The sequence below is a fragment of the Streptomyces sp. NPDC088147 genome (assembly GCF_044741565.1).
In the GTDB taxonomy this organism is placed as follows: domain Bacteria; phylum Actinomycetota; class Actinomycetes; order Streptomycetales; family Streptomycetaceae; genus Streptomyces.
Map to the genome: position 1 here is coordinate 66,046 of NZ_JBIUSY010000005.1, position 21,036 is coordinate 87,081.

At 72.3% G+C, this 21,036-nt stretch carries 20 protein-coding genes; 13 read left to right on the forward strand and 7 right to left on the reverse strand.

All coding sequences use genetic code 11. From position 1 onward, the window contains the following. Positions 1 to 72 precede the first annotated feature (72 nt). On the reverse strand, positions 73 to 1,731 hold the full coding sequence (hutU, locus tag ACIOGX_RS18350) for a urocanate hydratase (protein ID WP_129769978.1): 1,659 nt from the start codon (positions 1,729 to 1,731) through the stop codon (positions 73 to 75). A gap of 136 nt (positions 1,732 to 1,867) precedes the next feature. Between hutU and ACIOGX_RS18355 the strand changes: the two genes are divergently transcribed. From ACIOGX_RS18355 to ACIOGX_RS18375, 5 genes are all read left to right on the forward strand, one after another. Continuing rightward, entirely contained in the window at positions 1,868 to 3,391 is a 1,524-nt protein-coding gene (locus ACIOGX_RS18355; RefSeq protein WP_401914350.1) for a diaminopimelate decarboxylase, read from the forward strand. 232 nt (positions 3,392 to 3,623) lie between these two features. Next, the gene (locus tag ACIOGX_RS18360) at positions 3,624 to 4,016 is read left to right on the forward strand and encodes a hypothetical protein (RefSeq protein WP_356512748.1); all 393 of its coding nucleotides are present in this window, start codon (positions 3,624 to 3,626) and stop codon (positions 4,014 to 4,016) included. A 134-nt stretch (positions 4,017 to 4,150) separates the two neighbouring features. After that, positions 4,151 to 4,894 carry a transcriptional regulator gene (locus tag ACIOGX_RS18365; protein ID WP_356512889.1) on the forward strand — a complete coding sequence of 248 codons (744 nt, stop codon included), beginning with the start codon at positions 4,151 to 4,153 and terminating at the stop codon, positions 4,892 to 4,894. A gap of 73 nt (positions 4,895 to 4,967) precedes the next feature. Continuing rightward, entirely contained in the window at positions 4,968 to 5,402 is a 435-nt protein-coding gene (locus ACIOGX_RS18370; RefSeq protein ID WP_129769980.1) for a roadblock/LC7 domain-containing protein, read from the forward strand. Between the two features lie 129 nt (positions 5,403 to 5,531). Beyond that, complete coding sequence (locus tag ACIOGX_RS18375; protein ID WP_356512746.1) at positions 5,532 to 5,906, forward strand: hypothetical protein; 375 nt, start codon at positions 5,532 to 5,534, stop codon at positions 5,904 to 5,906. A gap of 15 nt (positions 5,907 to 5,921) precedes the next feature. Here the strand turns inward: ACIOGX_RS18375 and ACIOGX_RS18380 are convergent, their stop codons facing one another. The 3 genes from ACIOGX_RS18380 to ACIOGX_RS18390 all read right to left on the reverse strand — a co-directional run bounded on the left by ACIOGX_RS18380 (position 5,922) and on the right by ACIOGX_RS18390 (position 8,564). Next, positions 5,922 to 6,488, reverse strand: coding sequence for a hypothetical protein (locus ACIOGX_RS18380; RefSeq protein ID WP_401914354.1), 567 nt, complete (start codon positions 6,486 to 6,488; stop codon positions 5,922 to 5,924). A 97-nt stretch (positions 6,489 to 6,585) separates the two neighbouring features. Beyond that, positions 6,586 to 7,275, reverse strand: coding sequence for a response regulator (locus ACIOGX_RS18385; protein WP_401914357.1), 690 nt, complete (start codon positions 7,273 to 7,275; stop codon positions 6,586 to 6,588). Continuing rightward, positions 7,272 to 8,564: a sensor histidine kinase gene (locus tag ACIOGX_RS18390; protein WP_401915077.1), complete on the reverse strand. Its 1,293-nt coding sequence runs from the start codon at positions 8,562 to 8,564 to the stop codon at positions 7,272 to 7,274. The genes ACIOGX_RS18385 and ACIOGX_RS18390 overlap by 4 nt, the downstream gene beginning before the upstream one ends. A gap of 373 nt (positions 8,565 to 8,937) precedes the next feature. Here ACIOGX_RS18390 and ACIOGX_RS18395 point away from each other — a divergent pair, with 373 nt between their 5' ends. After that, positions 8,938 to 9,717, forward strand: a complete 780-nt coding sequence (locus ACIOGX_RS18395) for a class I SAM-dependent methyltransferase (protein WP_356512740.1) — start codon at positions 8,938 to 8,940, stop codon at positions 9,715 to 9,717. 52 nt (positions 9,718 to 9,769) lie between these two features. Here ACIOGX_RS18395 and ACIOGX_RS18400 read toward each other — a convergent pair whose 3' ends face one another. Both ACIOGX_RS18400 and ACIOGX_RS18405 read right to left on the reverse strand, forming a co-directional pair. Then, the gene (locus ACIOGX_RS18400; protein WP_356512738.1) at positions 9,770 to 10,606 is read right to left on the reverse strand and encodes a MurR/RpiR family transcriptional regulator; all 837 of its coding nucleotides are present in this window, start codon (positions 10,604 to 10,606) and stop codon (positions 9,770 to 9,772) included. Continuing rightward, on the reverse strand, positions 10,603 to 12,207 hold the full coding sequence (locus ACIOGX_RS18405; RefSeq protein ID WP_356512885.1) for an aromatic amino acid ammonia-lyase: 1,605 nt from the start codon (positions 12,205 to 12,207) through the stop codon (positions 10,603 to 10,605). The genes ACIOGX_RS18400 and ACIOGX_RS18405 overlap by 4 nt, the downstream gene beginning before the upstream one ends. Positions 12,208 to 12,361: 154 nt before the next feature. Here ACIOGX_RS18405 and ACIOGX_RS18410 point away from each other — a divergent pair, with 154 nt between their 5' ends. From ACIOGX_RS18410 to ACIOGX_RS18430, 5 genes are all read left to right on the forward strand, one after another. Continuing rightward, a complete protein-coding gene (locus ACIOGX_RS18410) occupies positions 12,362 to 13,504 on the forward strand; it encodes an ABC transporter ATP-binding protein (protein ID WP_383961126.1) in 1,143 nt (380 codons plus the stop codon). After that, entirely contained in the window at positions 13,501 to 14,181 is a 681-nt protein-coding gene (locus ACIOGX_RS18415; protein WP_384770176.1) for an ABC transporter permease, read from the forward strand. Before ACIOGX_RS18410 ends, ACIOGX_RS18415 begins: the two co-directional genes overlap by 4 nt. Positions 14,182 to 14,187: 6 nt before the next feature. Next, entirely contained in the window at positions 14,188 to 14,853 is a 666-nt protein-coding gene (locus ACIOGX_RS18420; protein WP_356512732.1) for an ABC transporter permease, read from the forward strand. Between the two features lie 84 nt (positions 14,854 to 14,937). Next, a complete protein-coding gene (locus ACIOGX_RS18425) occupies positions 14,938 to 15,891 on the forward strand; it encodes an ABC transporter substrate-binding protein (RefSeq protein ID WP_401915080.1) in 954 nt (317 codons plus the stop codon). Between the two features lie 42 nt (positions 15,892 to 15,933). Further along, on the forward strand, positions 15,934 to 16,356 hold the full coding sequence (locus ACIOGX_RS18430; protein ID WP_401914363.1) for a hypothetical protein: 423 nt from the start codon (positions 15,934 to 15,936) through the stop codon (positions 16,354 to 16,356). A 348-nt stretch (positions 16,357 to 16,704) separates the two neighbouring features. Here ACIOGX_RS18430 and ACIOGX_RS18435 read toward each other — a convergent pair whose 3' ends face one another. After that, complete coding sequence (locus tag ACIOGX_RS18435) at positions 16,705 to 18,099, reverse strand: cystathionine beta-synthase (RefSeq protein ID WP_356512728.1); 1,395 nt, start codon at positions 18,097 to 18,099, stop codon at positions 16,705 to 16,707. A 156-nt stretch (positions 18,100 to 18,255) separates the two neighbouring features. On the opposite strand from ACIOGX_RS18435, the gene ACIOGX_RS18440 reads away from it, so the two are divergent. Both ACIOGX_RS18440 and ACIOGX_RS18445 read left to right on the forward strand, forming a co-directional pair. Then, a complete protein-coding gene (locus ACIOGX_RS18440) occupies positions 18,256 to 19,362 on the forward strand; it encodes an SGNH/GDSL hydrolase family protein (protein ID WP_401915083.1) in 1,107 nt (368 codons plus the stop codon). A 204-nt stretch (positions 19,363 to 19,566) separates the two neighbouring features. Then, entirely contained in the window at positions 19,567 to 20,787 is a 1,221-nt protein-coding gene (locus ACIOGX_RS18445) for an acetyl-CoA C-acetyltransferase (protein WP_356512726.1), read from the forward strand. Positions 20,788 to 21,036 lie beyond the last annotated feature (249 nt).

Consider the following 21,036-nt stretch of genomic DNA (forward strand, 5'->3'; position numbering starts at 1 on the left):
GGAAGGAGGGGGGTCGGCGGGCGCCGCCCGGGGTGCCCTCGGCGTGCTCCGGCGCGGGAGGCGGTGACGCGGTCACTCGCCCTCCCGCATCGGGACGCGGACGTCGCGCTCGTCGGCGACCGCTTCCGCGAGGTCGTAGCCCGCGTCGACATGGCGGATGACGCCCATGCCCGGGTCGTTGGTCAGGACGCGGCGGATCTTCTCGCCCGCGAGCTTCGTGCCGTCGGCCACCGAGACCTGCCCGGCGTGGATGGAGCGGCCCATGCCGACGCCGCCGCCGTGGTGCAGGGAGACCCAGGAGGCGCCGGAGGCGACATTGACCATGGCGTTGAGGAGCGGCCAGTCGGCGATGGCGTCGGAGCCGTCGAGCATGGCCTCGGTCTCGCGGTACGGGGAGGCGACCGAGCCGCAGTCCAGGTGGTCGCGCCCGATGACCAGCGGCGCGGCCAGCTCACCGGAGGCCACCATGTCGTTGAACCGCTCGCCCGCCTTGTCGCGCTCGCCGTAGCCGAGCCAGCAGATCCGGGCCGGCAGGCCCTGGAAGTGGACACGTTCGCCGGCCATCTTGATCCAGCGGTGCAGGGATTCGTTCTCCGGGAAGAGGTCGAGGATCGCCTTGTCCGTCTTGTGGATGTCGGACGCCTCACCGGAGAGCGCGGCCCAGCGGAACGGGCCCTTGCCCTCGCAGAAGAGCGGCCGGATATAGGCGGGCACGAAGCCGGGGAAGGCGAAGGCCCTGTCGTATCCGGCCAGTTGGGCTTCGCCGCGGATGGAGTTGCCGTAGTCGAACACCTCGGCGCCCGCGTCCATGAAGCCGACCATCGCCTCGACGTGCCGGGCCATGGACTCCCGGGCGCGCTGGGTGAAGTCGGCGGGCTTCTCGGCGGCGTACGAGGCCATCTCGTCGAAGTCGACGCCGAGCGGCAGATAGGCCAGCGGGTCGTGGGCGGAGGTCTGGTCCGTGACGATGTCGATGGGGGCGCCCTCGGCGAGCATCCGGGGCAGCAGTTCCGCCGCGTTGCCGAGCAGGCCGATGGAGAGCGGCCGGCGCGCGTCCCGCGCCTCGGTCGCCAGCTGGAGCGCGTGCTCCAGGCTGTCGGCCCGTACGTCGAGATAGCGGTGCTCGATCCGGCGCTCGATGGCGCGCGGGTCGCAGTCGATACAGATCGCGACGCCGTCGTTCATGGTGACGGCCAGCGGCTGGGCGCCGCCCATGCCGCCCAGACCGGCGGTGAGGGTGATCGTCCCGGCGAGGGTGCCGTCGAACTTCTTGGCGGCGACGGCGGCGAACGTCTCGTACGTGCCCTGGAGGATGCCCTGTGTGCCGATGTAGATCCAGGACCCGGCCGTCATCTGCCCGTACATGGTGAGCCCGAGGGCCTCCAGGCGCCGGAACTCCTCCCAGTTCGCCCAGTCGCCGACCAGATTGGAGTTGGCGAGCAGCACGCGCGGCGCCCACTCGTGGGTCTGCATCACCCCGACCGGACGGCCGGACTGGACGAGCATCGTCTCGTCCTGCTTGAGGGTGCGGAGCGTACGCACCATCGCGTCGAAGGAGCGCCAGTCGCGGGCGGCCTTGCCGGTGCCGCCGTAGACGACCAGCTTGTCCGGGTGTTCGGCGACCTCGGGGTCCAGGTTGTTCTGGAGCATGCGGAGGGCGGCTTCCTGCTGCCATCCCAGGGCGCTCAGTTCCGTACCGCGCGGCGCCCGTACGGGTCGCGGTCCTGACATGGCGATGCCTCCTTCGTGGTGGATCTGCCGACTGGCCTGCCGACCGGCCTGTTGGCCAATCTATTCACATCCTCGCCGGATGAATACTTGTAGTCAACAGCTGCGTGGCCGGTCGGCGGGTGATTGGCTGGCACGCATGGCTTCGGTTCAGCACAAGGGTGACGGCGACAACGGTGACGGAGACAGCGGTGACGGCGGCGGCACTCCCCCGCACGGCCCGCACAGCCCGGACGACTCGAACGGCTCGAACGGCTCCGCGGACGGAGGTACGAGCGCGGCCCCCGGTGCGGCGGCCCGCCGGGACCTCGCCGTACGGGCCGCCGTGGCGCAGGGGCTGATCAGCGAGACCGAGCCCGTCGTCGCCCTGCTCGACGTGGCCGGGATCCGCGCCTCCGCCGCCGCGCTCCGTACCGCCTTCGACGAGATCACCGCCCCCGGCACCGCCGTTCTGCACGCCTTCGCGGTGAAGGCGGCGCCCCTGGTGGCCGTGGTGCGCCTGCTCGGCGAAGAGGGCATCGGCGCCGAGGTCGCCAGCCCGGGTGAGCTGGCCCTCGCCCGCGCGGCGGGCGTACGGCCCGAGCACACCGTCCTCGACTCCCCCGCCAAGACCACCGCCGAGCTGCGCGAGGCCCTCGCGCTCGGCATCGCGGTCAACGCGGACAACCCGCAGGAACTGGACCGGCTCGACGCCCTCATCGGCTCCGGACCGGCCCTCATCGGCTCCGGACCGGCTTCCGGCACAGGACCGGTCGCCTCCCCGCTCGGGCTGCGGATCAACGCGCAGGTCGGCGGCGGTTCCATCGGCGCCCTCTCCACCGCGACCGCCACCTCCAAGTTCGGGATCGCACTGCGCGACGAGGGCGCCCGCGCCTGGGTTATCCGGGCGTTTCTGGACCGCCCCTGGCTCACCCGGCTGCACACCCACTCCGGCTCGCAGGGCGTGCCGCTGGAGCGGATGACCGAGGGCGTACGGACGGTGTACGAACTGGCCGAGGAGATCAACGCGGCGGCCGGCCGCCGCCAGATCGACACCCTCGACATCGGCGGCGGTCTCCCGGTCAATTTCGGCTCGGACGAGGAGACACCGACGTACGCGGCCTACGCCCGGCTGCTGAGGGAGACCGTCCCCGGACTGCTGGACGGCCGCTACGGACTGGTCACCGAATTCGGCCGTTCTCTGCTCGCCAAGCACGGCACGGTCCTCGCGCGCGTCGAATACGCCAAGTCCGCCGGTGGCCGCCCGATCGCGGTGACCCACGCGGGCGCGCAGGTCGCCACCCGTACCGTCTACGACCCCGCCTCCTGGCCGCTGCGCATCGCCGCGTACGACGCCGGGGGACGGCCCAAGACGGGCCCCGCCGTGGCCCAGGACATCGCGGGCCCGGCCTGTTTCGCGGGCGATCTGCTCGCCGAGAACCGGCCCGTGCCGCTGCTGGAACAGGGCGATCTGGTGGCCGCCCTCGACACCGGCGCGTACTACTTCTCCAACCACTACGCGTACAACAGCCTGGCCAGGCCGGGTGTCCACGGCTTCGTGACGGCGCCGGACACGGCCGGCGGCGGGGTGCGCTTCGCGACCGTACGGGCCGCGCAGACGGTCGCGGAGATCGTCACCGAGTCGGGCGGGGAATACGCCGACGCGCTCCTGCCGGCCGGCTAGGACGACGGCCGGCCGACCGGGACGGCCGGCAGACCGCCCGGGGCGGGCCCGGCGGAGCGGTACGGGCGGCCGGCGGCCCGGGACGGCCGGAAGTGGCCGGTCCCCGGCGGCCCGGCACGCATGTTCCGATGGAAAATGCCAGAACCTCCTCCCCCCGCACGAACGTTGCGTAATCTCGCGGTCACTGCCGCACAACAGTGCGCCCGCACGCCCGGCTGGGAGGGGAGTCCGCGTGCCCGGAATCGACGCGTGCCTACAAGAGGCCATGGAGCTGCCGGGAGCGCGCGGAGCGGCGATCGTGGACTGGACGAGCGGTCTCGCGCTCGGCACGGCGGGCGAATCGCCCAACGGCGACCATGAGGCGACCGCCGCCGAGACGGCCGAACTGGCCAGAGCCGCCGCGGAGTACACCGCGTTCGCGCCCGCCCTCACGGCCGGCCACAAGGGCCCGCCCGTCGAGGACCTCATCGTCACCACCCATACCGGCTACCACCTCCTGAGCTTCGTCGAGACGACGTTCGACAGCAGCGTCTTCCTCCATCTCTGGCTCGACCGCGACACCGGAAACCTCGCCCTGGCCCGATTACGGCTGGGACAGCTCGCCGAACGGCTGGTGCTGGGATGACGGCGGCGTCCGCGCACACCCCTGAGTCCTCGCACACCCCCGGCTCCTCGCACACACCGGACTCCGCGCACACCGCGGCCTCTCCGGCCGCCCCAACCGCCCCGGCCGTCTCCCCGGTCTCCCCGGTCTCCCCGATGCTCGTCCGGCTGGCCGGCGAGCGCGCCACCGGAGCGCTCCTGCGCGACCACGGCACGCTCTATCTCGCCGACGGCCGCGTCGTACACGCGGAGAGCCCCGCCGCTCCCGGGATCGACGTCCTGCTCACCGCCGGCGGCCGGCTGCCGCGCGCGGGCTGGGAGGAGGCGGTCGACCGGGCGGGCGCCCGCCGCGAGGTCGGCCGGTTCCTGGTCGACAGCGGCAGGATCGGCGGCGGCGAGCTGGAGATCTGCCATCTGGGCGCGCTGTTCGACGCCGCCTACTTCGCTCTCGCGCCCGGCAGCGGCCCCACGCGCTTCCGCTACGGCGTCGCGCACTGGATCGGTCCCGTACGGCCCGTCGCCGCGTCCGCCGTCGAGCGCGAGACCCGGCGAAGACGCGAACTCCTCGACCAGGTCTGGCCGTACGCGGCCGTGGACACCGCGCCCGTGCGGGCGCGCGAACCGGCGCCGGGCCAGGCGGTCACCCGCCGCCAACGCGTGCTGCTGGAGCTGGCGGACGGGGTGCGGACACCACTGGCCATCGCCTGGGCGCTGGGCAGGCCCGCGTTCCACACCCTGCTGGACATCCGCCGGCTGGCCGCGGCCGGGCTGGTCGAGACGCCCGCCGAACCGGCGGCGGCCACGCCCGCGGCGGTCCCCTCCTGGGTCGCGACGGTCTCGGCCGATCCGGACATCGCCCTGTTACGCCGGCTCCGCGACGCCCTGGAGGCAAGCCTGTGACTCCCCGTTCCATCCACCGGGCCCGGACAGGACCCGCCGTGTCCGACGTCGTGCCGGACCGCGCCACGCCGTCATGAGGCGCGCGCTGCGGGCACGTGCCGAGAGGAGACAGCTGATGACGGCGGAAGCCGAGGTACTGGGCGAGCTGAGGCGCCTGCGGGCCCGCCTCCCCCAGCTCACCGGCGCGCTCGCGGCCAGTACCGACGGTCTGGTGCTGGCCCAGGACACGGCCGACGTGGAGGCGGAGGGGGTGGCCGCGCTCACCGCCGCCGCGCTGGGCGTCGCCCTGCGCCTCACGGACACCACGGGACAGGGCGGGTTCCGGGAGCTGCTGATCCGGGGCGAGCTGGGGTACGTCGCGACGTACGCGGCGGGCGCCTCCGCGGTGCTGACGGTCCTCGCGGAACCCCGGATCAATGTGGGCCGGCTCCATCTGGAGGCCCGGCGGTCCAGTACCCGGATCGGTGAACTGGTCGACGGGGCCCTGGAACGGCTGGAGAACGCCTGACCGATGACCGCCCACACCCCCACCGCCGACCCCACCCCCAATCCACGTGGAACACGCGGAACACGCGCCACCCGGGCCCCGGGGACCTCCCGGACCGCCCGCACCGGACGGAAAGGAAGTGCGACATCCATGGCCAACACCGAAGCCGCCCTCAAGCAGGCCACCACCGTCATCGACGGCGCCCTGGGAGCCGCCCTCGTCGACTACTCCAGCGGCATGGCCCTCGGCACGGTCGGCGGCGGCAAGGACCTCGATCTGACAGTGGCCGCGGCAGGCAACACCGATGTGGTCCGGGCCAAGGTCCGCACCATGGAACTGCTCGGGCTACAGGACGAGATCGAGGACATCCTGATCACCCTCGGCGGCCAGTACCACCTGATACGGCTGCTCAAGGGACGCGGCAACAACGGTCTGTTCCTCTATCTGGCGCTGGACAAGTCACGGGCGAATCTGGCGATGGCCCGCCACCAGCTGATGAGAATCGAGGCCGACCTGGAGGTCTGACGGCCGTACGGCCGCTCAGTGACGGCGCCGTGCCCCGCCCGGCACGGCGTCACCGGCCGCGGTCCCCGTGGTCCGGTAGCCCTTGACCTTCTTGCCCACGGGATGCCCGGCGCCGGCCCAGTCGGTACGTACCCACAGCAGCGCGTCGTCCCGGCGCTCCCGGCGCCCCAGCCAGGCCGCCTTGAGCCACAGCCCGACGCCCACGCCCGCCAGGGCCGGGCCCCCGGCGCCGGGCAGCGCGAACGAACTCCCCACCGCGACGAGGAAGGCGCCCAGCAGCCACCAGCGGTTCGCCCGGCGCCAGTTCCGCAGCGTCACGGCGCGGTCCTGGAGGAAGTCGAACTTCCCGGCCCGGTCGGCCCGGTCCGCCCATTCCGTGTACCGGCGCCGGCGTACGAGCGCGACCACCCCGGCGCACACCACGAACAGCACCGCGCCGGTGTAGCCGCCGATCCTGCGCCCGGTCAGTCCGGGGAGCAGGACACCGATCCCGGTGGCGAGGACCCCCAGCCACCACAGCGGGACGGCACCGGCCCGTACGATCACGGCCACCCGTGCCAGAGACTGCCCTCCACGCCCCACGATCCGCCTCCTCAAGCCTGTGTTGTGGCGCGCAGACTAATGAGGTTCTCTGAACGTTTCCTGAGAAGCGGCGCCCCCGGGGCGGCAGCGGCCGCCGTCAGGGCAGCAGCAGCCGCCGCTCGCCCGCGACGGCCACCGCCGCCGCCCGGGTGTCCACGCCCAGCTTTCCGTAGATCCGTCCCAGATGGGTCTTGACCGTGGTCTCGCTGATGAACAGGGCCCGTGCGATCTCCCGGTTGCCCAGGCCCAGCGCCAGGTGCCGGAGGATGTCGCGCTCGCGCTCGGACAGCACGGGGCGCGGGCTGCGCATCTGGGCCAGCACCCGGTCCGCGACCGGGGCCGACAGCGCGGTACGGCCCGCCGCCGCGTCGCGGATCGCCGCGAACAGTTCCTCCGGTCGCTCGGCCTTCAGCAGATAGCCGGTGGCGCCCGCCTCGATGGCGCGGGTGATGTCGGCGTCGGTGTCGAACATGGTGAGCACCAGCACGCGCGGGCCCGGCGTGCCGGCCCCCTCCGCACCACCCGGCGTCAGAGCCGATGCCGGGGCCGACGTCAGCCGCCGGGTGGCCGTCACGCCGTCCATGCCACCACCGAGCTGAAGGTCCATCAGTACGACATCGGGGCGTACGCGGGCGGCCAGGGCGAGGGCCTCCTCGCCGCTGCCCGCCTCGCCGACCACCTCGATGCCGTCGGTACTGGCCAGCAGCGCGCGCAGCCCGGCACGCACCACGGCGTGGTCGTCGCAGAGCAGCAGCCGGATCGGCGGGGAGGACTCCAGCGGGTTCACGATGCGGTCTCCCTCGGCGGATCGGGCGGGTTGAGCGGGTCGGGCGGGTTGAGCGGGTCGGGCAGATCGGGCGGGCCGGGGGCTACGGGGACGAGGGGCACGGCGACCGACACCACCGTGCCCTCGCCCGGCGTGGATTCCACGGTGAGCGCGCCGCCCGCCTGCCGCGCCCTGATACGCATCGCGGGCAGCCCGTGCCCGCGCCCCTCACCGTGGGCGGGCGCGCCGTCCGGGTCGAAGCCCCGTCCGTCGTCGGCGACGTCCAGCGAGATCTGGTCGTCCAGCCAGGTCAGGGTCAGCACGGCGCGCGTCGCGGTGGCGTGCTCCCGCACATTGGCCAGCGCGCCCTGGGCGATGCGCAGCAGCGCCGCCTCGACCCGCGCCGGCAGCGGGCCCGGGGTGCCGTCGAGCCGGACGGCCACCGTCAGGCCCGGACCGCTCTCGCGCGCGGCGAGCGCGCTCAGCGCCTCGGGCAGGGTGAACTCGGCGAGGTCGGCCGGGGCCAGGTCATGGACGAACCGGCGGGCCTCGGCGAGGCCGCGCGAGGTGATCTCGGCCGCGTCCCTGATATGTCCGCGGGCCACGTCCGGCTCCGTCCGCCAGACGCGCTCGGCGGCCTGGAGCAGCATCCGCTGGCTGGACAGGCTCTGTGCGAGGGTGTCGTGGATCTCCGAGGACAGCCGCTGCCGCTCCGCCAGGACGCCCGCCCGGCGCTCGGTGGCGGCGAGGTCGCGGCGGGTACGGACCAGGTCGTCGATCAGTGTGCGCTGCCGGGCCGCCTGGCGTTGCAGATGGACCAGGACGGCGGTGGCGACCGCCGCGACGGCCGGCGGGGCGATGACCATGTTCGGGTTGAGCGTGCCTTCCGACACCCGTATCTGGGAAGCGACGACCAGCGCGGTGAGGACGGCCACCACCGGCACCGCGATCCGCGCGGGCAGCGTGTGCAGTCCGGCGAAGAGCAGCGGCATGGCGCACCAGGTGGCGCTCGGCGCGAGGACGAGCAGCACGAGCCAGACGGCCGACACCGCGCCCAGCCAGGCCAGATGCCGTGCGGTGGGCCGGGCGCCGGGGCGCGGCGCGGGCGCCAGCAGCTGTCCGAGGACGTAGAGCAGCCAGAAGACGGCGAACAGCGCGACGATCCACGACGACGTACGCGCGTCGCCCTGATCCCGCGTCAGGAAGCGGACGAGCGAGGAGCCGAGCAGCAGGAAGAACGCGGCGTGCATGACCGCTGTCAGCCACCGCCCGTCCGGATCGGCCCGCACGCCCTCCGGATCGGCCCGCATGCCCGTCGTATCGGCCCGTCCGCCCTCCGTATCGGCCCGCGCGCCCTTTCCCTGGGCGGGGCTCCCGTCATCCGCCGTCACGGGCCGCACGTCCGGCATGACTCCGTACGGTGCCGCACCGCCGGCCTCCTCATCGCTCGGGGTCTCCCGTGCTCCTCTCGGCCATAGCGTGCCCGACGCGGCACCGCAACCTCCAATCGGCTGACACCCGCGTCCTCCGGACCGACCGCGTGGGAGGGCCGGTCAGCCGCGTCCGGCGCGCGCTCGCGCACCCAGGCTGGTACCGAGAAAACCCGCGAGGCGAAGCCAGGCCCTGTCCGGTCCGGTCCGGCACGGCCGCCGCGTCCGCACCGTACGAGGAGGAAGTGCCCCCGTGACCACCAAGAACGTCACCGTCAACCGCGCCGCCCTCGGGCACCGCGTCTCCTATGCGCTGCGCCATCCCGACCGCGTGCCGCGCCATCTGGTCCGCGCGGCCCGGGACGCGTGGCTGCGGTACCGCTGGCCGGACCACGTCGCGTACTACCGCGCGGTGATGCGGTCCGACACCCGCGCCGACCCGGACGCGGCGGTCGGCAGCCGCAGCCGCGAGCGGTGGCTGGCGCTGGGTGCGATGCAGTTCGACTATCTGCTCGCCCACGGTCTGCGTCCCGAGCACCGGATGCTGGAGATCGGGTGCGGCAATCTGCGGGCGGGCTGGCGGTTCATCAGGCACCTGGAGCCGGGGCACTACTACGGCATCGACATCTCCCCCGACATCCTCGCCGCCGCGCAGGACACGATGGTGCGCGAGCATCTGCAGAACCGGCTGCCCACGCTGACCCCGGTCCGCGATCTGACCCTGCGCTTCCTGCCCGAGGCGCACTTCGACGTGGTGCACGCGCACAGCGTCTTCTCGCACTCCCCGCTCACGGTCATCGAGGAGTGCTTCGCCAACGTCGGCCGGGTGATGGCCCCCGGCGGCTGGTTCGACTTCACCTTCGACCGCACCGAGGGGACGGAGCACCAGGTGCTGCGGGAGGACTTCTACTACCGCACCGAGACGCTGATCGCCCTGGCCGAGAAGCACGGTCTGGCGGCCCGCTTCATGGCCGACTGGGAGGAGCTGCCGCACGGCCAGTCCAAGATCCGCGTCACCCACGGCCCGTCCTGAAGGCCCCCTGACCGAAGGGCCCCTGGGAAGCGGGCCTCCGACAGGAGGTCACTCACTCCACGAACAGCCCCCGCGCCGCCGCCCGCGCGTCGAATTCCTCCAGCCGCGCCTGCGCGTCCGGCAGTCCGTCGCACATCGCCTCCAGCAGCACCCGCCCCAGCAGCATCGGCGCGCACGCCGTGTCGAAGGCGAGCCCGGTACCGACCGCCGCCGGGATCAGCAGGTCGCTGTGGCCCGCGACCGGCGCGAACGCCGAGTCGGCGACCGTCACCACCGTCAGCCCGGCCGACCGCGCGTACGCCAGCGCGTCCACGACCTCCTTCGGGTGGCGCGGCAGCGCGAAGCAGAGCAGCGCGGTGGCGCCCGCGGTCCTGGCGGCGTCGATCCGGTCGGCGAGCATCGTGCCGCCCTCGTCCAGCAGCCGTACGTCCGGATGGACCTTGGCCGCGAAGTAGGCGAAGCCGCGTGCCTGTGAGGAGGCGGCGCGCAGGCCCAGGACCGGCAGCGGGCGGGAGGCGGCGAGCAGCCGCCCGGCCTGTTCGACCGGGCCGGGATCGGCGAGCAGTTCGGCCAGCTGGCGGAGGTTCTCGATCTCGCCGCGTACGGCCTGCTGGTACTCGTTGTACGTGGACTCGCTCTCCTCCGGGCCGGCGGGCGCGACATCGCGCAGATGCCGGCGCAGCGCCGGATACCCGTCGAAGCCGAGCGCGACCGCGAAGCGGGTGACGGACGGCTGGCTGACTCCCGCCAGGTCCGCCAGCTCGACGCTCGACAGGAAGGGCGCGTCCGCGGGCCGCCGCACCATGCTGTGCGCGATACGCCGCTGAGTGGGGGTCAGCCGGTGGCCCTCGAAGAGCTGCTGGAGTCGGGCGGCAGGGCTGTCGCTCATGCGATCCCCCTTGTCTGTTCGGTCGGTTCGGCCATGGTCCCGCCCGCCGTGGCCGGATCGTTCACCGGATACGTCACGAGGTCCGTGACCAGGTCCGTGAACCGGTCGAGCAGCGCGGCGGCGGCTGTCACATCATCGGTCAACGGCCGGTCGGCGGCCTCGTCCTGGAGTACGGTCTCGGCCAGTCCGAAGGCCCGGCCGACCGGAAGCCCCGGATCCGGCCGCAGTCCGCGCTGGCGCAGGGCCCGTACGGCGGCGACCAGTTCGCAGCCGACGACCAGCCGGTACGCGCTCCCCAGGCGCAGGGTCTGGCGTGCGGCGAGCGAGGCGAAGCTCGCCTGCTCCTCCACGCCACGGGACAGTACCGCGTGGCCGAGCGAGGCCGGCGCGGAGAACGCCCGCAGATCGCCGAGGGCCGCCCCGGCCGCGTACTCCAGGATCATCACCCCGGAGCTGGCGGGCTCGGCGTCGGCGAGGAAGGGCCGCAGCCGGGTGAAGGCGGGCTCGTTGAGCGCGGAGAGCCGGGAGGTGGAGAGCCGCGCCGTCTGCACGAGCGAGAGCCTGAAGTGGTCGAGCGCCAGCGCGACCTGGGCCAGATAGAAGCCGCCGTGGTGGTACGCGGCGGGGATCGGGTCCGCCTCCGTGCCGGGGCGGATCAGCGGGTTCTCGGCGGCGGCGTTGATCTCGACGGCGAGGGCGTTCTCCAGCGCGTCGGCGGCGTCACGCGCCGGGCCGTGGATCTGCGGGACACAGCGGAAGCCGTACGGGTCCTGGATCCGGCCGAGGGGCGGTCCCGGCCGTTCGGGGGCGCCGAGGATCGCCCGCATGTCGGCGGCGACGGCGTACGAGCCGGGGTGCGGGCGGGCGGCGTGCACGGGTTCCGCGTACGCCTCGTACGAGCCGTCGACGGCGAGCAGGGAGAGCGCGGCGACCAGTTCGGTGGCGGTGGTGAGCCGGCGCAGTTCGTGGAGGGCGAGCGCGGACTGGCCGAGGGTGAGGGCGTTGCTGCTGATCAGGGCGAGGGCGTCGTTGTTGTCGAGGGGCTGCGCGTCGGGCGCCGGGCCGCCCCGCCAGGGATGTTCACCGGCGAGGGCCAGCCCCATCTGGGCGAGGGCCGCGATGTCGCCCGTGCCGACCGAGCCGAACTCGTTCACCACGGGGTACGCGCCGGACTCCAGCGCCTCGCAGAGGGCGGTGACGACGGTGGGCCGCAGTCCGGCGCCGCCCGCGAGGAGCTGGTTGGCCCGTATGGCGAGCATGGCGCGGACCTCGCGGGCGGGCAGGGGGTCGCCGATGGCACCGGCGTGGCTGCGCAGCAGCCGCAGTCCGTGATCGGCGGCGGCCTCGGTGGGCACGGCCTCGGTGCGGTTGGCGCCGACGCCGGTGGACCGTCCGTACACCCGGCCGGAGGCGGCCAGCTCGCGCGCGAGATGCCAGCTCTGTTCGACACGCTTCATCGCGTCGGTTCCGGGTACCGGACGAGCGGCGCCGTCCGCCAGGCGCACGACATCGGTCACCGGGAGGCTCTGTCCGTCCAGTACGACGATGGCCGTGCTCGGGGTGGTGCGCGAAGCCGACGGGTCCATCATGTGGGACGACATCATGCGCGAACGCCTCCTTATCGGACGCTATGTCTTGCCCTGCGGCCATCCGTAACCAGTGATTTACCCGGGGGCATTGACAATCTATTCAGACAACGAGAACTCTGCATGACTATATGCAGCCGGGCAAGGGACGCGGGGCAAGGGACGACTGATGATCAAATTCGACGCGGTGAACAAACGCTTCCCCAACGGCACCACGGCGGTTCACGACCTCACGCTGGAGATGCCGGAGGGCGGGATCACCGTCCTGGTCGGCTCCTCGGGCTGCGGCAAGACCACCACCCTCCGCATGATCAACCGGATGGTCGACCCGACGTCCGGGACCATCCGGCTCGGCGGCCGGAACGTGCTCGAACAGGACGCCGCCGAGCTGCGGCGCGGTATCGGCTATGTCATCCAGCAGTCGGGCCTCTTCCCACACCGTACGGTCCTCGACAACATCGCGACCGTGCCGCTGCTGCTCGGCTGGGGCCGCAGGAAGGCCCGTGCGCGGGCGGCCGAGCTGCTGGAGACGGTCGGGCTGACCGCCGAGGCGGGCAAGCGCTACCCGCACCAGCTCTCCGGCGGCCAGCAGCAGCGCGTCGGGGTGGCCAGGGCGCTCGCGGCCGATCCGCCGGTGCTGCTGATGGACGAGCCGTTCGGCGCGGTCGACCCGGTCGTGCGGACCCAGCTCCAGGACGAGCTGATCCGACTCCAGCGCGACCTGAACAAGACCATCGCGTTCGTCACCCACGACATCGACGAGGCGGTACGGCTCGGCGACCGGATCGCCGTCTTCCGCACCGGCGGCCACCTCGTCCAGTGCGCCGCCCCCGCCGAGCTGCTGGCCCGCCCGGCGGACGACTTCGTCGCCGGCTTCCTCGGCGCGGAGCGCGAGCTGAAGCTGCTCTCGCTGACGACGCTCGCGGAGGTGCCGCTCCAGCGGGCCACGACGGTACGGGAGGACGCGCCCGCGCCCCCGGCCGGCTCCGGGCCGTGTCTGGTCGTCTCCGCGCGGAACGAGCCGCTGGGCTGGCGCGACCCGGACCGCGCGGACGCCGCCTCTCCCGCCGCCCCGCTCACGCCCGTACGGCCACTGCGCGACACCGACTCGCTGCTCGCCGCGCTGAACGAGTCGATCGCCTCCCCGGCCGGTCTGATAGCCCGGGTCGACGCCGACGGCGTGCTGACCGGGGTCACCTCGCGCGAGGCGATCCACGAGCACGCGGGCCGCAGGCACCAGGAGGCGGCGCGGGCGGCCGAAGGTCTCACCGAGGCGAAGGCCCTGTCGAAGACCCCGGGCGGGGCCGCATGACCATCGAGTGGGCGTGGATATCCGACCACGCGGGCGATCTCACCACCCTCACCCTCTCCCACCTCCAGGCCGCCCTGACCGCCGTGCTCCTCGGGCTGCTGATCTCGCTCCCGCTGGCCGTACTCGCCCACCGCGTCCGGCCGCTGCGCGGCTTCCTCCTCGGGCTCTCCAACGTGCTGTTCACGATCCCGTCCATCGCGGTCTTCGTCCTGCTGCTGCCCGTCTCCGGGCTGACCAGGACCACCACCGTCATCGGCCTGACGATCTACACGCTGGTCGTCCTGCTGCGGAACACCGTCGAGGGACTGGAGTCCGTCCCCGCCAAGGCGCGTGAGGCCGCCGTCGCCATGGGCACGCGCCCGCTGCGTACGCTCCTCACCGTCGAGCTGCCCCTCGCGCTCCCCGTGATCATGGCGGGCGTGCGGATCGCCACCGTCATGTCGATCTCGCTGGTCAGCGTCGCGACCTATATCGGCGACGGCGGCCTCGGCCAGCTCTTCACCGACGGCTTCCAGCGCAATTTCCCGACCCCCGTGGTCGTCGGCGTCGTCCTGACCCTGCTGCTCGCCCTGGTCGCGGACGCGCTGCTGGTGGCCGTGCAGTACGTGCTCACGCCCTGGACGAGGCAGCCGAGGCAGCCGCGCCGGCAGTGGCACCCGAAGAGCGGGAAGGTCTGACCCGACATGTACGAACTCTTCAAGGACCTCGGCTCCTGGCTGGTGTCGAGCGAGCAGTGGACGGGCCCGGACGGCATCGGGCACCGCCTCGCCGAGCACCTCCAGTACTCGCTGATCGCGACCGTCGTCGCCGCGCTGATCGCGCTGCCGGTCGGGCTGCTCATCGGGCACACAGGACGGGGCGCGTTCCTCGCCATCAACCTCGCCTCGTTCGGCCGGGCGCTGCCCACGGTCGGGCTCGTCGTGCTGGTCTTCCTGGCCAGCGGGCTGTCCATGACCCCCGTGTACGTGGCGCTGGTGGCCCTCGCCGTCCCGTCGATCGTGACCAACACGTACGCGGGGATGACCGCGGTCGACCCGGAGGTGAAGGACGCGGCGAAGGGCCAGGGCATGCGCGGCCGTCAGGTGCTGCTCCAGGTCGAGATCCCGCTCGCGCTGCCGCTGATCATGACCGGGCTGCGGCTCGCGCTGATCCAGGTGGTGGCGACGGCGACCATCGCCGCGTACGTCAGTTTCGGCGGGCTCGGCCGGTACGTCTTCGACGGCCTGGCCCAGCGCGACCTGGTCCAGGTACTGGGTGGAGCCGTGCTGGTCGCGGTCGTCGCCGTGGTCCTCGATCTGGCGCTGTCAGGGCTTCAGCGCGTCCTCTTCCGCCACCGCACCGCCGCCTAGGAGACCACTCCCGTGACCTCGGACTCACCCATGAACGCGAACACGAACGCGCACCCGAACGCGCACGCGCACCCGAACGCACCGATGAACCGGCGCAGGCTCCTCGGCGGCCTGTTCGCCGCGGCCTCCGTCCCCGCGCTCGCCGCGTGCAGCAGCGGGATCACCTCCCTCGACGGGCAGGGCAGCGGCGGCGGGGGCGGCGGTTCCAGCGCGGACGGCATCACCATCGGCACCGCCAACTTCACCGAGAACCAGATCCTCGGCCACCTCTACGCGGCCGTCCTCGGCGCCGCGGGGGTGAAGACGACCGTCCGCGCCAACCTCGGCACCCGCGAGATCCTCATCCCGGCGCTCAAGGGCGGCGACATCGATCTGCTCCCCGAGTACCAGGGCGCGCTGCTGCACTACCTGGACCCCAAGGCGACCGCCACCGAGGAGGGCGAGATGCAGAACGCCCTCGCCGTCGCCCTCCCCGCGGGCCTCCAGATCCTCCCGTACGGGAAGGCCGAGGACTCCGACGCCTTCGCCGTCACCCGTGAGACCGCCGACAGGTTCGGCCTCAGGACGCTGGCGGATCTGGCGAAGCAGAACGGCAAGCTGGTCATCGGCGCGGCGCCCGAGGTGAAGAAGCGGGTCGTGGGCGTCGTCGGGCTCAAGGAGGTGTACGGCGTGGAGTTCAAGGAGTTCAAGTCGCTGGACTCCTCGGGACCGCTGGTCAAGGGCGCGTTGAAGAAGGGCGATGTGGACGTCGCCAATCTCTTCACCACGGACACGGACATCGCCGCCGAGGGCTGGGTGGTCCTCACCGACCCCAAGAACCTCGTCCCCGGCCAGCACATCGTCCCGCTGATCGCCGACCGCAAGGCCGACTCCACCGTGCGCAAGGCACTGGCCCGGCTGGGCAACGCCCTGACGACCGAGGCCCTGACGGAGCTGAACCGCCAGGTGGACAAGGACAAGAAGGACCCGGAGGACGTCGCGAACGCCTGGGCGGCGGACCACGGCCTGAGGAATCCCGCAGGGAAGAACGGGGGCTAGCCCCACTGCGCGGGGGACGTCCCGCTTCGTACCGTGGCCGTCATGGAAGCCCGCGACCCTGAGCTCAAGAAGGAGCTCGACGCCACCCTTCAGGCCCGTAACGAGCTGGGGGCGGACTACGAGCCCGCACTGATCGAATCGTTCCTCGAAAAGGTGGAGCAGCGCATGGACGGGATGACCGACCGTCATGTCCGGCGGCGGCTCGCCGAGCAGCAGATGGCCGCAGCCCGGGGCGGCGGCCCCCGCCCGCCGAGCGCCTCGACCGGGTTCGGCGGGCGCTTCGGGTTCGGCGTCGTCTCGCTGGTCCTCGCCATTCCGCTGACCGCGATAGCCGCGGTGAACACCGGCTTCAAGGGCCTGGTCGTCTGCTGGCTGGGCATCGTCGCGGTGAACGCGGTGCATGCCGCCCGTGGCTGGCCCTGGGCGGACCGCGAGCGGCGCGAGGAATCCGACTGGGAGGGGTGACCGGGACCCGGGGCGCTCGCCGCGCACTGGAACGGGTGGTCCCGCGTGCCGTCGGCCGACGGTTCGCGCGGGCTGAAGGATCACTCGGAAGAAGTAGTCGCGGGGACCGCCGCACCCCCGTTGCCGGGGGGCGGGACGACGACGGTCCCCGCGAGGGACACGTTCCGGGTCAGGGCCGGGTCTCGTGTCCGGGCGTCCATGGAGTCCGGGAGCCGCTCCGGAGGTCCTTGACGCCGACAACCACCAATGTGCCGGACGCGTGTTAAGCCGGTGCTGCGCTGACGTGTCGCGCTCGTACCACTTTCGCGAACCCGCGCCTTCGCGGCTCCGGCCGGGCGGTCACCGGCGCTACTTCACGTCCTTCGAGAGGTACGCCAGCAGATCCTGCCTGCTCACGACGCCTGTCGGCTTGCCCTCCACCAGCACGATCGCGGCGTCGGCGCCGTTCGAACCGCTCAGCGCCGCCATCAGATCGGCCACCGGCTCGCCGGATCCCACCTGCGGCAGCGGGGAGGACATGTGCTTCTCCAGCGGGTCACCGAGCGAGGCGCGCTGGGTGAAGAGCGCGTCGAGCAGCTCCCGCTCCACCACCGAACCGATGACCTCCGCGGCCATCACGTCCGGGTGGCCGGCGCCCGGCTTCACGATCGGCATCTGCGAGACGCCGTACTCCCGCAGGACCTCGATGGCCTCGCCGACCGTCTCCTCCGGGTGCATATGGACGAGGGTCGGGATGGCGCCCTCCTTGTGCCGCAGGACATCGCCGACGCTCACCGCGTCGCCGCCCTGCTCCAGGAAGCCGTAGTCGTTCATCCACTCGTCGTTGAAGATCTTGCTGAGGTAGCCCCGGCCGCTGTCCGGCAGCAGAACGACCACGACATCGTCCGGGCCGAGCCCCTCGGCGACCTTCAGCGCCGCCACCACCGCCATGCCGCAGGAACCGCCGACGAGCAGGCCCTCCTCCTTGGCGAGGCGCCGGGTCATCTGGAAGGAGTCCTTGTCGGACACGGCGACGATCTCGTCCGTGACCGTGCTGTCGTACGCCGTCGGCCAGAAGTCCTCACCGACGCCCTCGACCAGATAGGGCCGGCCGGAGCCGCCCGAGTAGACCGAACCCTCCGGGTCGGCGCCCACGATCCGCACCCGCCCGTCGCTGGCCTCCTTGAGGAAGCGGCCGGTCCCGGAGATGGTGCCGCCGGTGCCGACGCCCGCGACGAAGTGGGTGATCTTCCCGTCCGTCTGCTTCCACAGCTCGGGACCGGTCGTCTCGTAGTGCGAGCGCGGGTTGTTCGGGTTGCTGTACTGGTCCGGCTTCCAGGCCCCCGGCGTCTCGCTGACCAGCCGGTCGGAGACGTTGTAGTACGAGTCGGGGTGCTCGGGATCGACGGCCGTCGGGCAGACGACGACCTCGGCGCCGTAGGCCCGGAGCACATTGATCTTGTCCGTGGAAACCTTGTCCGGGCAGACGAAAATGCACTTGTAGCCCTTGCGCTGGGCCACGATGGCGAGGCCGACGCCGGTGTTGCCGCTCGTCGGTTCGACGATCGTGCCGCCGGGCTCGAGCTCCCCGCTCTCCTCGGCTGCCTCGATCATGCGCAGGGCGATGCGGTCCTTCACCGAACCGCCGGGGTTGAAGTATTCGACCTTGGCCAGGACTGTCGCCTGGATGCCTTCGGTCACGCTGGTCAGCTTCAGCAGCGGGGTATTGCCGACCAGGCTGATCATCGAGTCGTGGAATTGCACCGTTGTCTCCGGGGTCTCCGTGATGGTCCGGCCAGCGTATGCGCATACGCGTGAGATTGGGCGACAGTCCTTACGGGGCAGTTAGCTGATGTACACGCGCGTACTCGTGCGTACGGCGGCTTGGAGGAGGTGGCACGGACTGTGTCGAGGGCGAGGGTGGCGCGGCGGATCGCCGCGGGCGCGGCCTACGGCGGCGGCGGCATCGGGCTGCTGGGAGCGGCGGGCGTCGGAGTGCTGCTGGCGGAGGTCCAGCTGGCGAAGCGGTCGGTGGGCGGCGGGAGCGCCCCCGTACCGCCCAGCGGCGACGGATGGTACGGACTGGCCTTCGGGCACACACAACCGCTGCGCATGGGCATGCTCGGCGATTCCACGGCCGCGGGACAGGGCGTACGGCGGGCGGGGCAGACCCCGGGGGCGCTGCTGGCGTCGGGGCTCGCCGCGGTCGCCGAGCGGCCCGTGGATCTGTGGAACGTGGCGCTGCCGGGAGCGAGGTCGGACGATCTGGACCGGCAGGTGACCCTGCTGCTGTCGGATCCGGCCCGGGTCCCGGACGTCTGCGTGATCATGATCGGCGCGAATGACGTCACGCACCGGCTGCCGGCGACACAGTCGGTGCGGTGTCTGGCGGCGGCGGTACGGCGGCTGCGTACCGCCGGGGCGGAGGTGGTCGTCGGCACCTGCCCGGATCTCGGCACGATCGAGCCGGTGTACCAGCCGCTGCGCTGGCTGGCGCGCCGGGTGAGCCGGCAGCTGGCCGCCGCCCAGACGATCGTGGCGGTCGAGCAGGGCGCCCGTACGGTCTCGCTGGGCGATCTGCTGGGCCCGGAGTTCGCCGCGAATCCGCGGGAGCTGTTCGGCCCGGACAACTACCACCCGTCCGCCGAGGGGTACGCGACGGCCGCGATGGCCGTCCTGCCCACGCTGTGCGCGGTGCTCAACCTGTGGCCGGAGACGGACCGTCTCGACGCGAGCCGCGACGAGGACATGCTGCCGGTGGCGAAGGCGGCCTCGGCCGCGGCGTCCCAGGCGGGCACCGAGGTCACCGGCGCGCGTGCCCCGTGGGCGCTGCTGAAGCACCGTCGCCGCCGTCATCTGCCGACCACGGCCGAGGCGACCCCGGCGGAGGCCGTCCCAACGGAGGCCGTCCCGACGTCGGAGGCCGTCCCGCCCGGAGCGGTCCGGCCGGGAGCGACGCCGCCTGACGTGCCGCCTGACGTGCCGCCGGACGCCGAGGAGACCTGGCAGGTGGGCCGGGAGGCATGACAGCGGCTCCCGGCCAGGTTCCCGCCCCGGTCACCGCCGCGTGAGCAAGCGCTTAGAAAAGAGGTCCGCATCACATGTCCCGCCCGGTGCCCCCGGCACTACGGGCGGGTAACTTCCCAGACAGACCTGCCCTCTCACCGACCCGCCCTCTCCCACCCGTCGCGTCAGCCCTCACCCGTCCACTTCCGTCCTCATGGAGCCGTGATGCCCGAAGCCGTGATCGTCTCTGCCGCCCGTTCCCCCATCGGCCGGGCCTTCAAAGGCTCACTGAAGGAACTGCGGCCCGACGACCTGACCGCCACGATCATCGAGGCCGCGCTGGCCAAGGTCCCCCAGCTCGACCCGCGCGACATCGACGACCTGATGCTCGGCTGCGGCCTGCCCGGCGGCGAGCAGGGCCACAACCTCGGCCGGATCGTCGCCGTACAGCTGGGCATGGACCACCTCCCCGGCTGCACCATCACCCGCTACTGCTCCTCGTCCCTCCAGACCTCCCGGATGGCGCTGCACGCCATCAAGGCGGGCGAGGGCGATGTCTTCATCTCGGCCGGGGTCGAGATGGTCTCGCGCTCGGTGAACGGCTCCTCGGACGGTATGCCGGGCACGCACAACCCGGTCTTCGCGGACGCCGAGGCCCGCACCGCCGAGGTCGCGCAGAGCACGGGCGCCGGATGGCACGACCCGCGCGAGGACGGCCTGGTCCCCGACGCCTATATCGCGATGGGCCAGACCGCCGAGAACCTCGCCCGCCTCAAGGGCATCACCCGCCAGGACATGGACGAGTTCGGCGTACGGTCCCAGAACCTCGCCGAGGAAGCGATCAAGAACGGCTTCTGGGAGCGCGAGATCACGCCCGTGACGACCCCGGACGGCACGGTCGTGGCGAAGGACGACGGCCCGCGCGCGGGCGTCACGCTGGAGGGTGTCCAGGGCCTCAAGCCCGCCTTCCGCCCCGACGGCCTGGTGACGGCCGGCAACTGCTGTCCGCTCAACGACGGCGCCGCCGCGCTCGTGATCATGTCCGACACCAAGGCGCGCGAGCTGGGCCTGACCCCGCTGGCCCGGATCGTCTCCACCGGCGTCACCGGCCTGTCGCCCGAGATCATGGGCTACGGCCCGGTCGAGGCGTCCCGGCAGGCGCTCTCCCGTGCCGGGCTGACCATCGACGACATCGATCTGGTCGAGATCAACGAGGCGTTCGCCGCGCAGGTCATCCCGTCCTACCGGGACCTGGGCGTCCCGCTGGAGAAGCTGAACGTCAACGGCGGCGCCATCGCCGTCGGCCACCCCTTCGGCATGACCGGCGCGCGGATCACGGGCACGCTGATCAACAGCCTCCAGTTCCACGACAAGCAGTTCGGTCTGGAGACGATGTGCGTAGGCGGCGGCCAGGGCATGGCCATGGTCATCGAGCGCATGAGCTGAACCGCACCGGACCGGATTCTTAGCGGAGAGTAGTCGCGCGAGTCGGATAAGCGCACCTCAACCCCCTCGATCCTCAGTTGTGACTGAATCTCCCCCAGGATGTGACCTACGCCCGGGGGAGATTCCTTTGCCCAGGTCAGAGCCGCGTTCAGGGGAGATATAAGGCCCAAAGACCTGTCCAATTCGTGACGTAATGCACTGACGGACGGCTCTCGCCTTCGACAAGCTGAGGTAGGAAGTCGGGGGTAT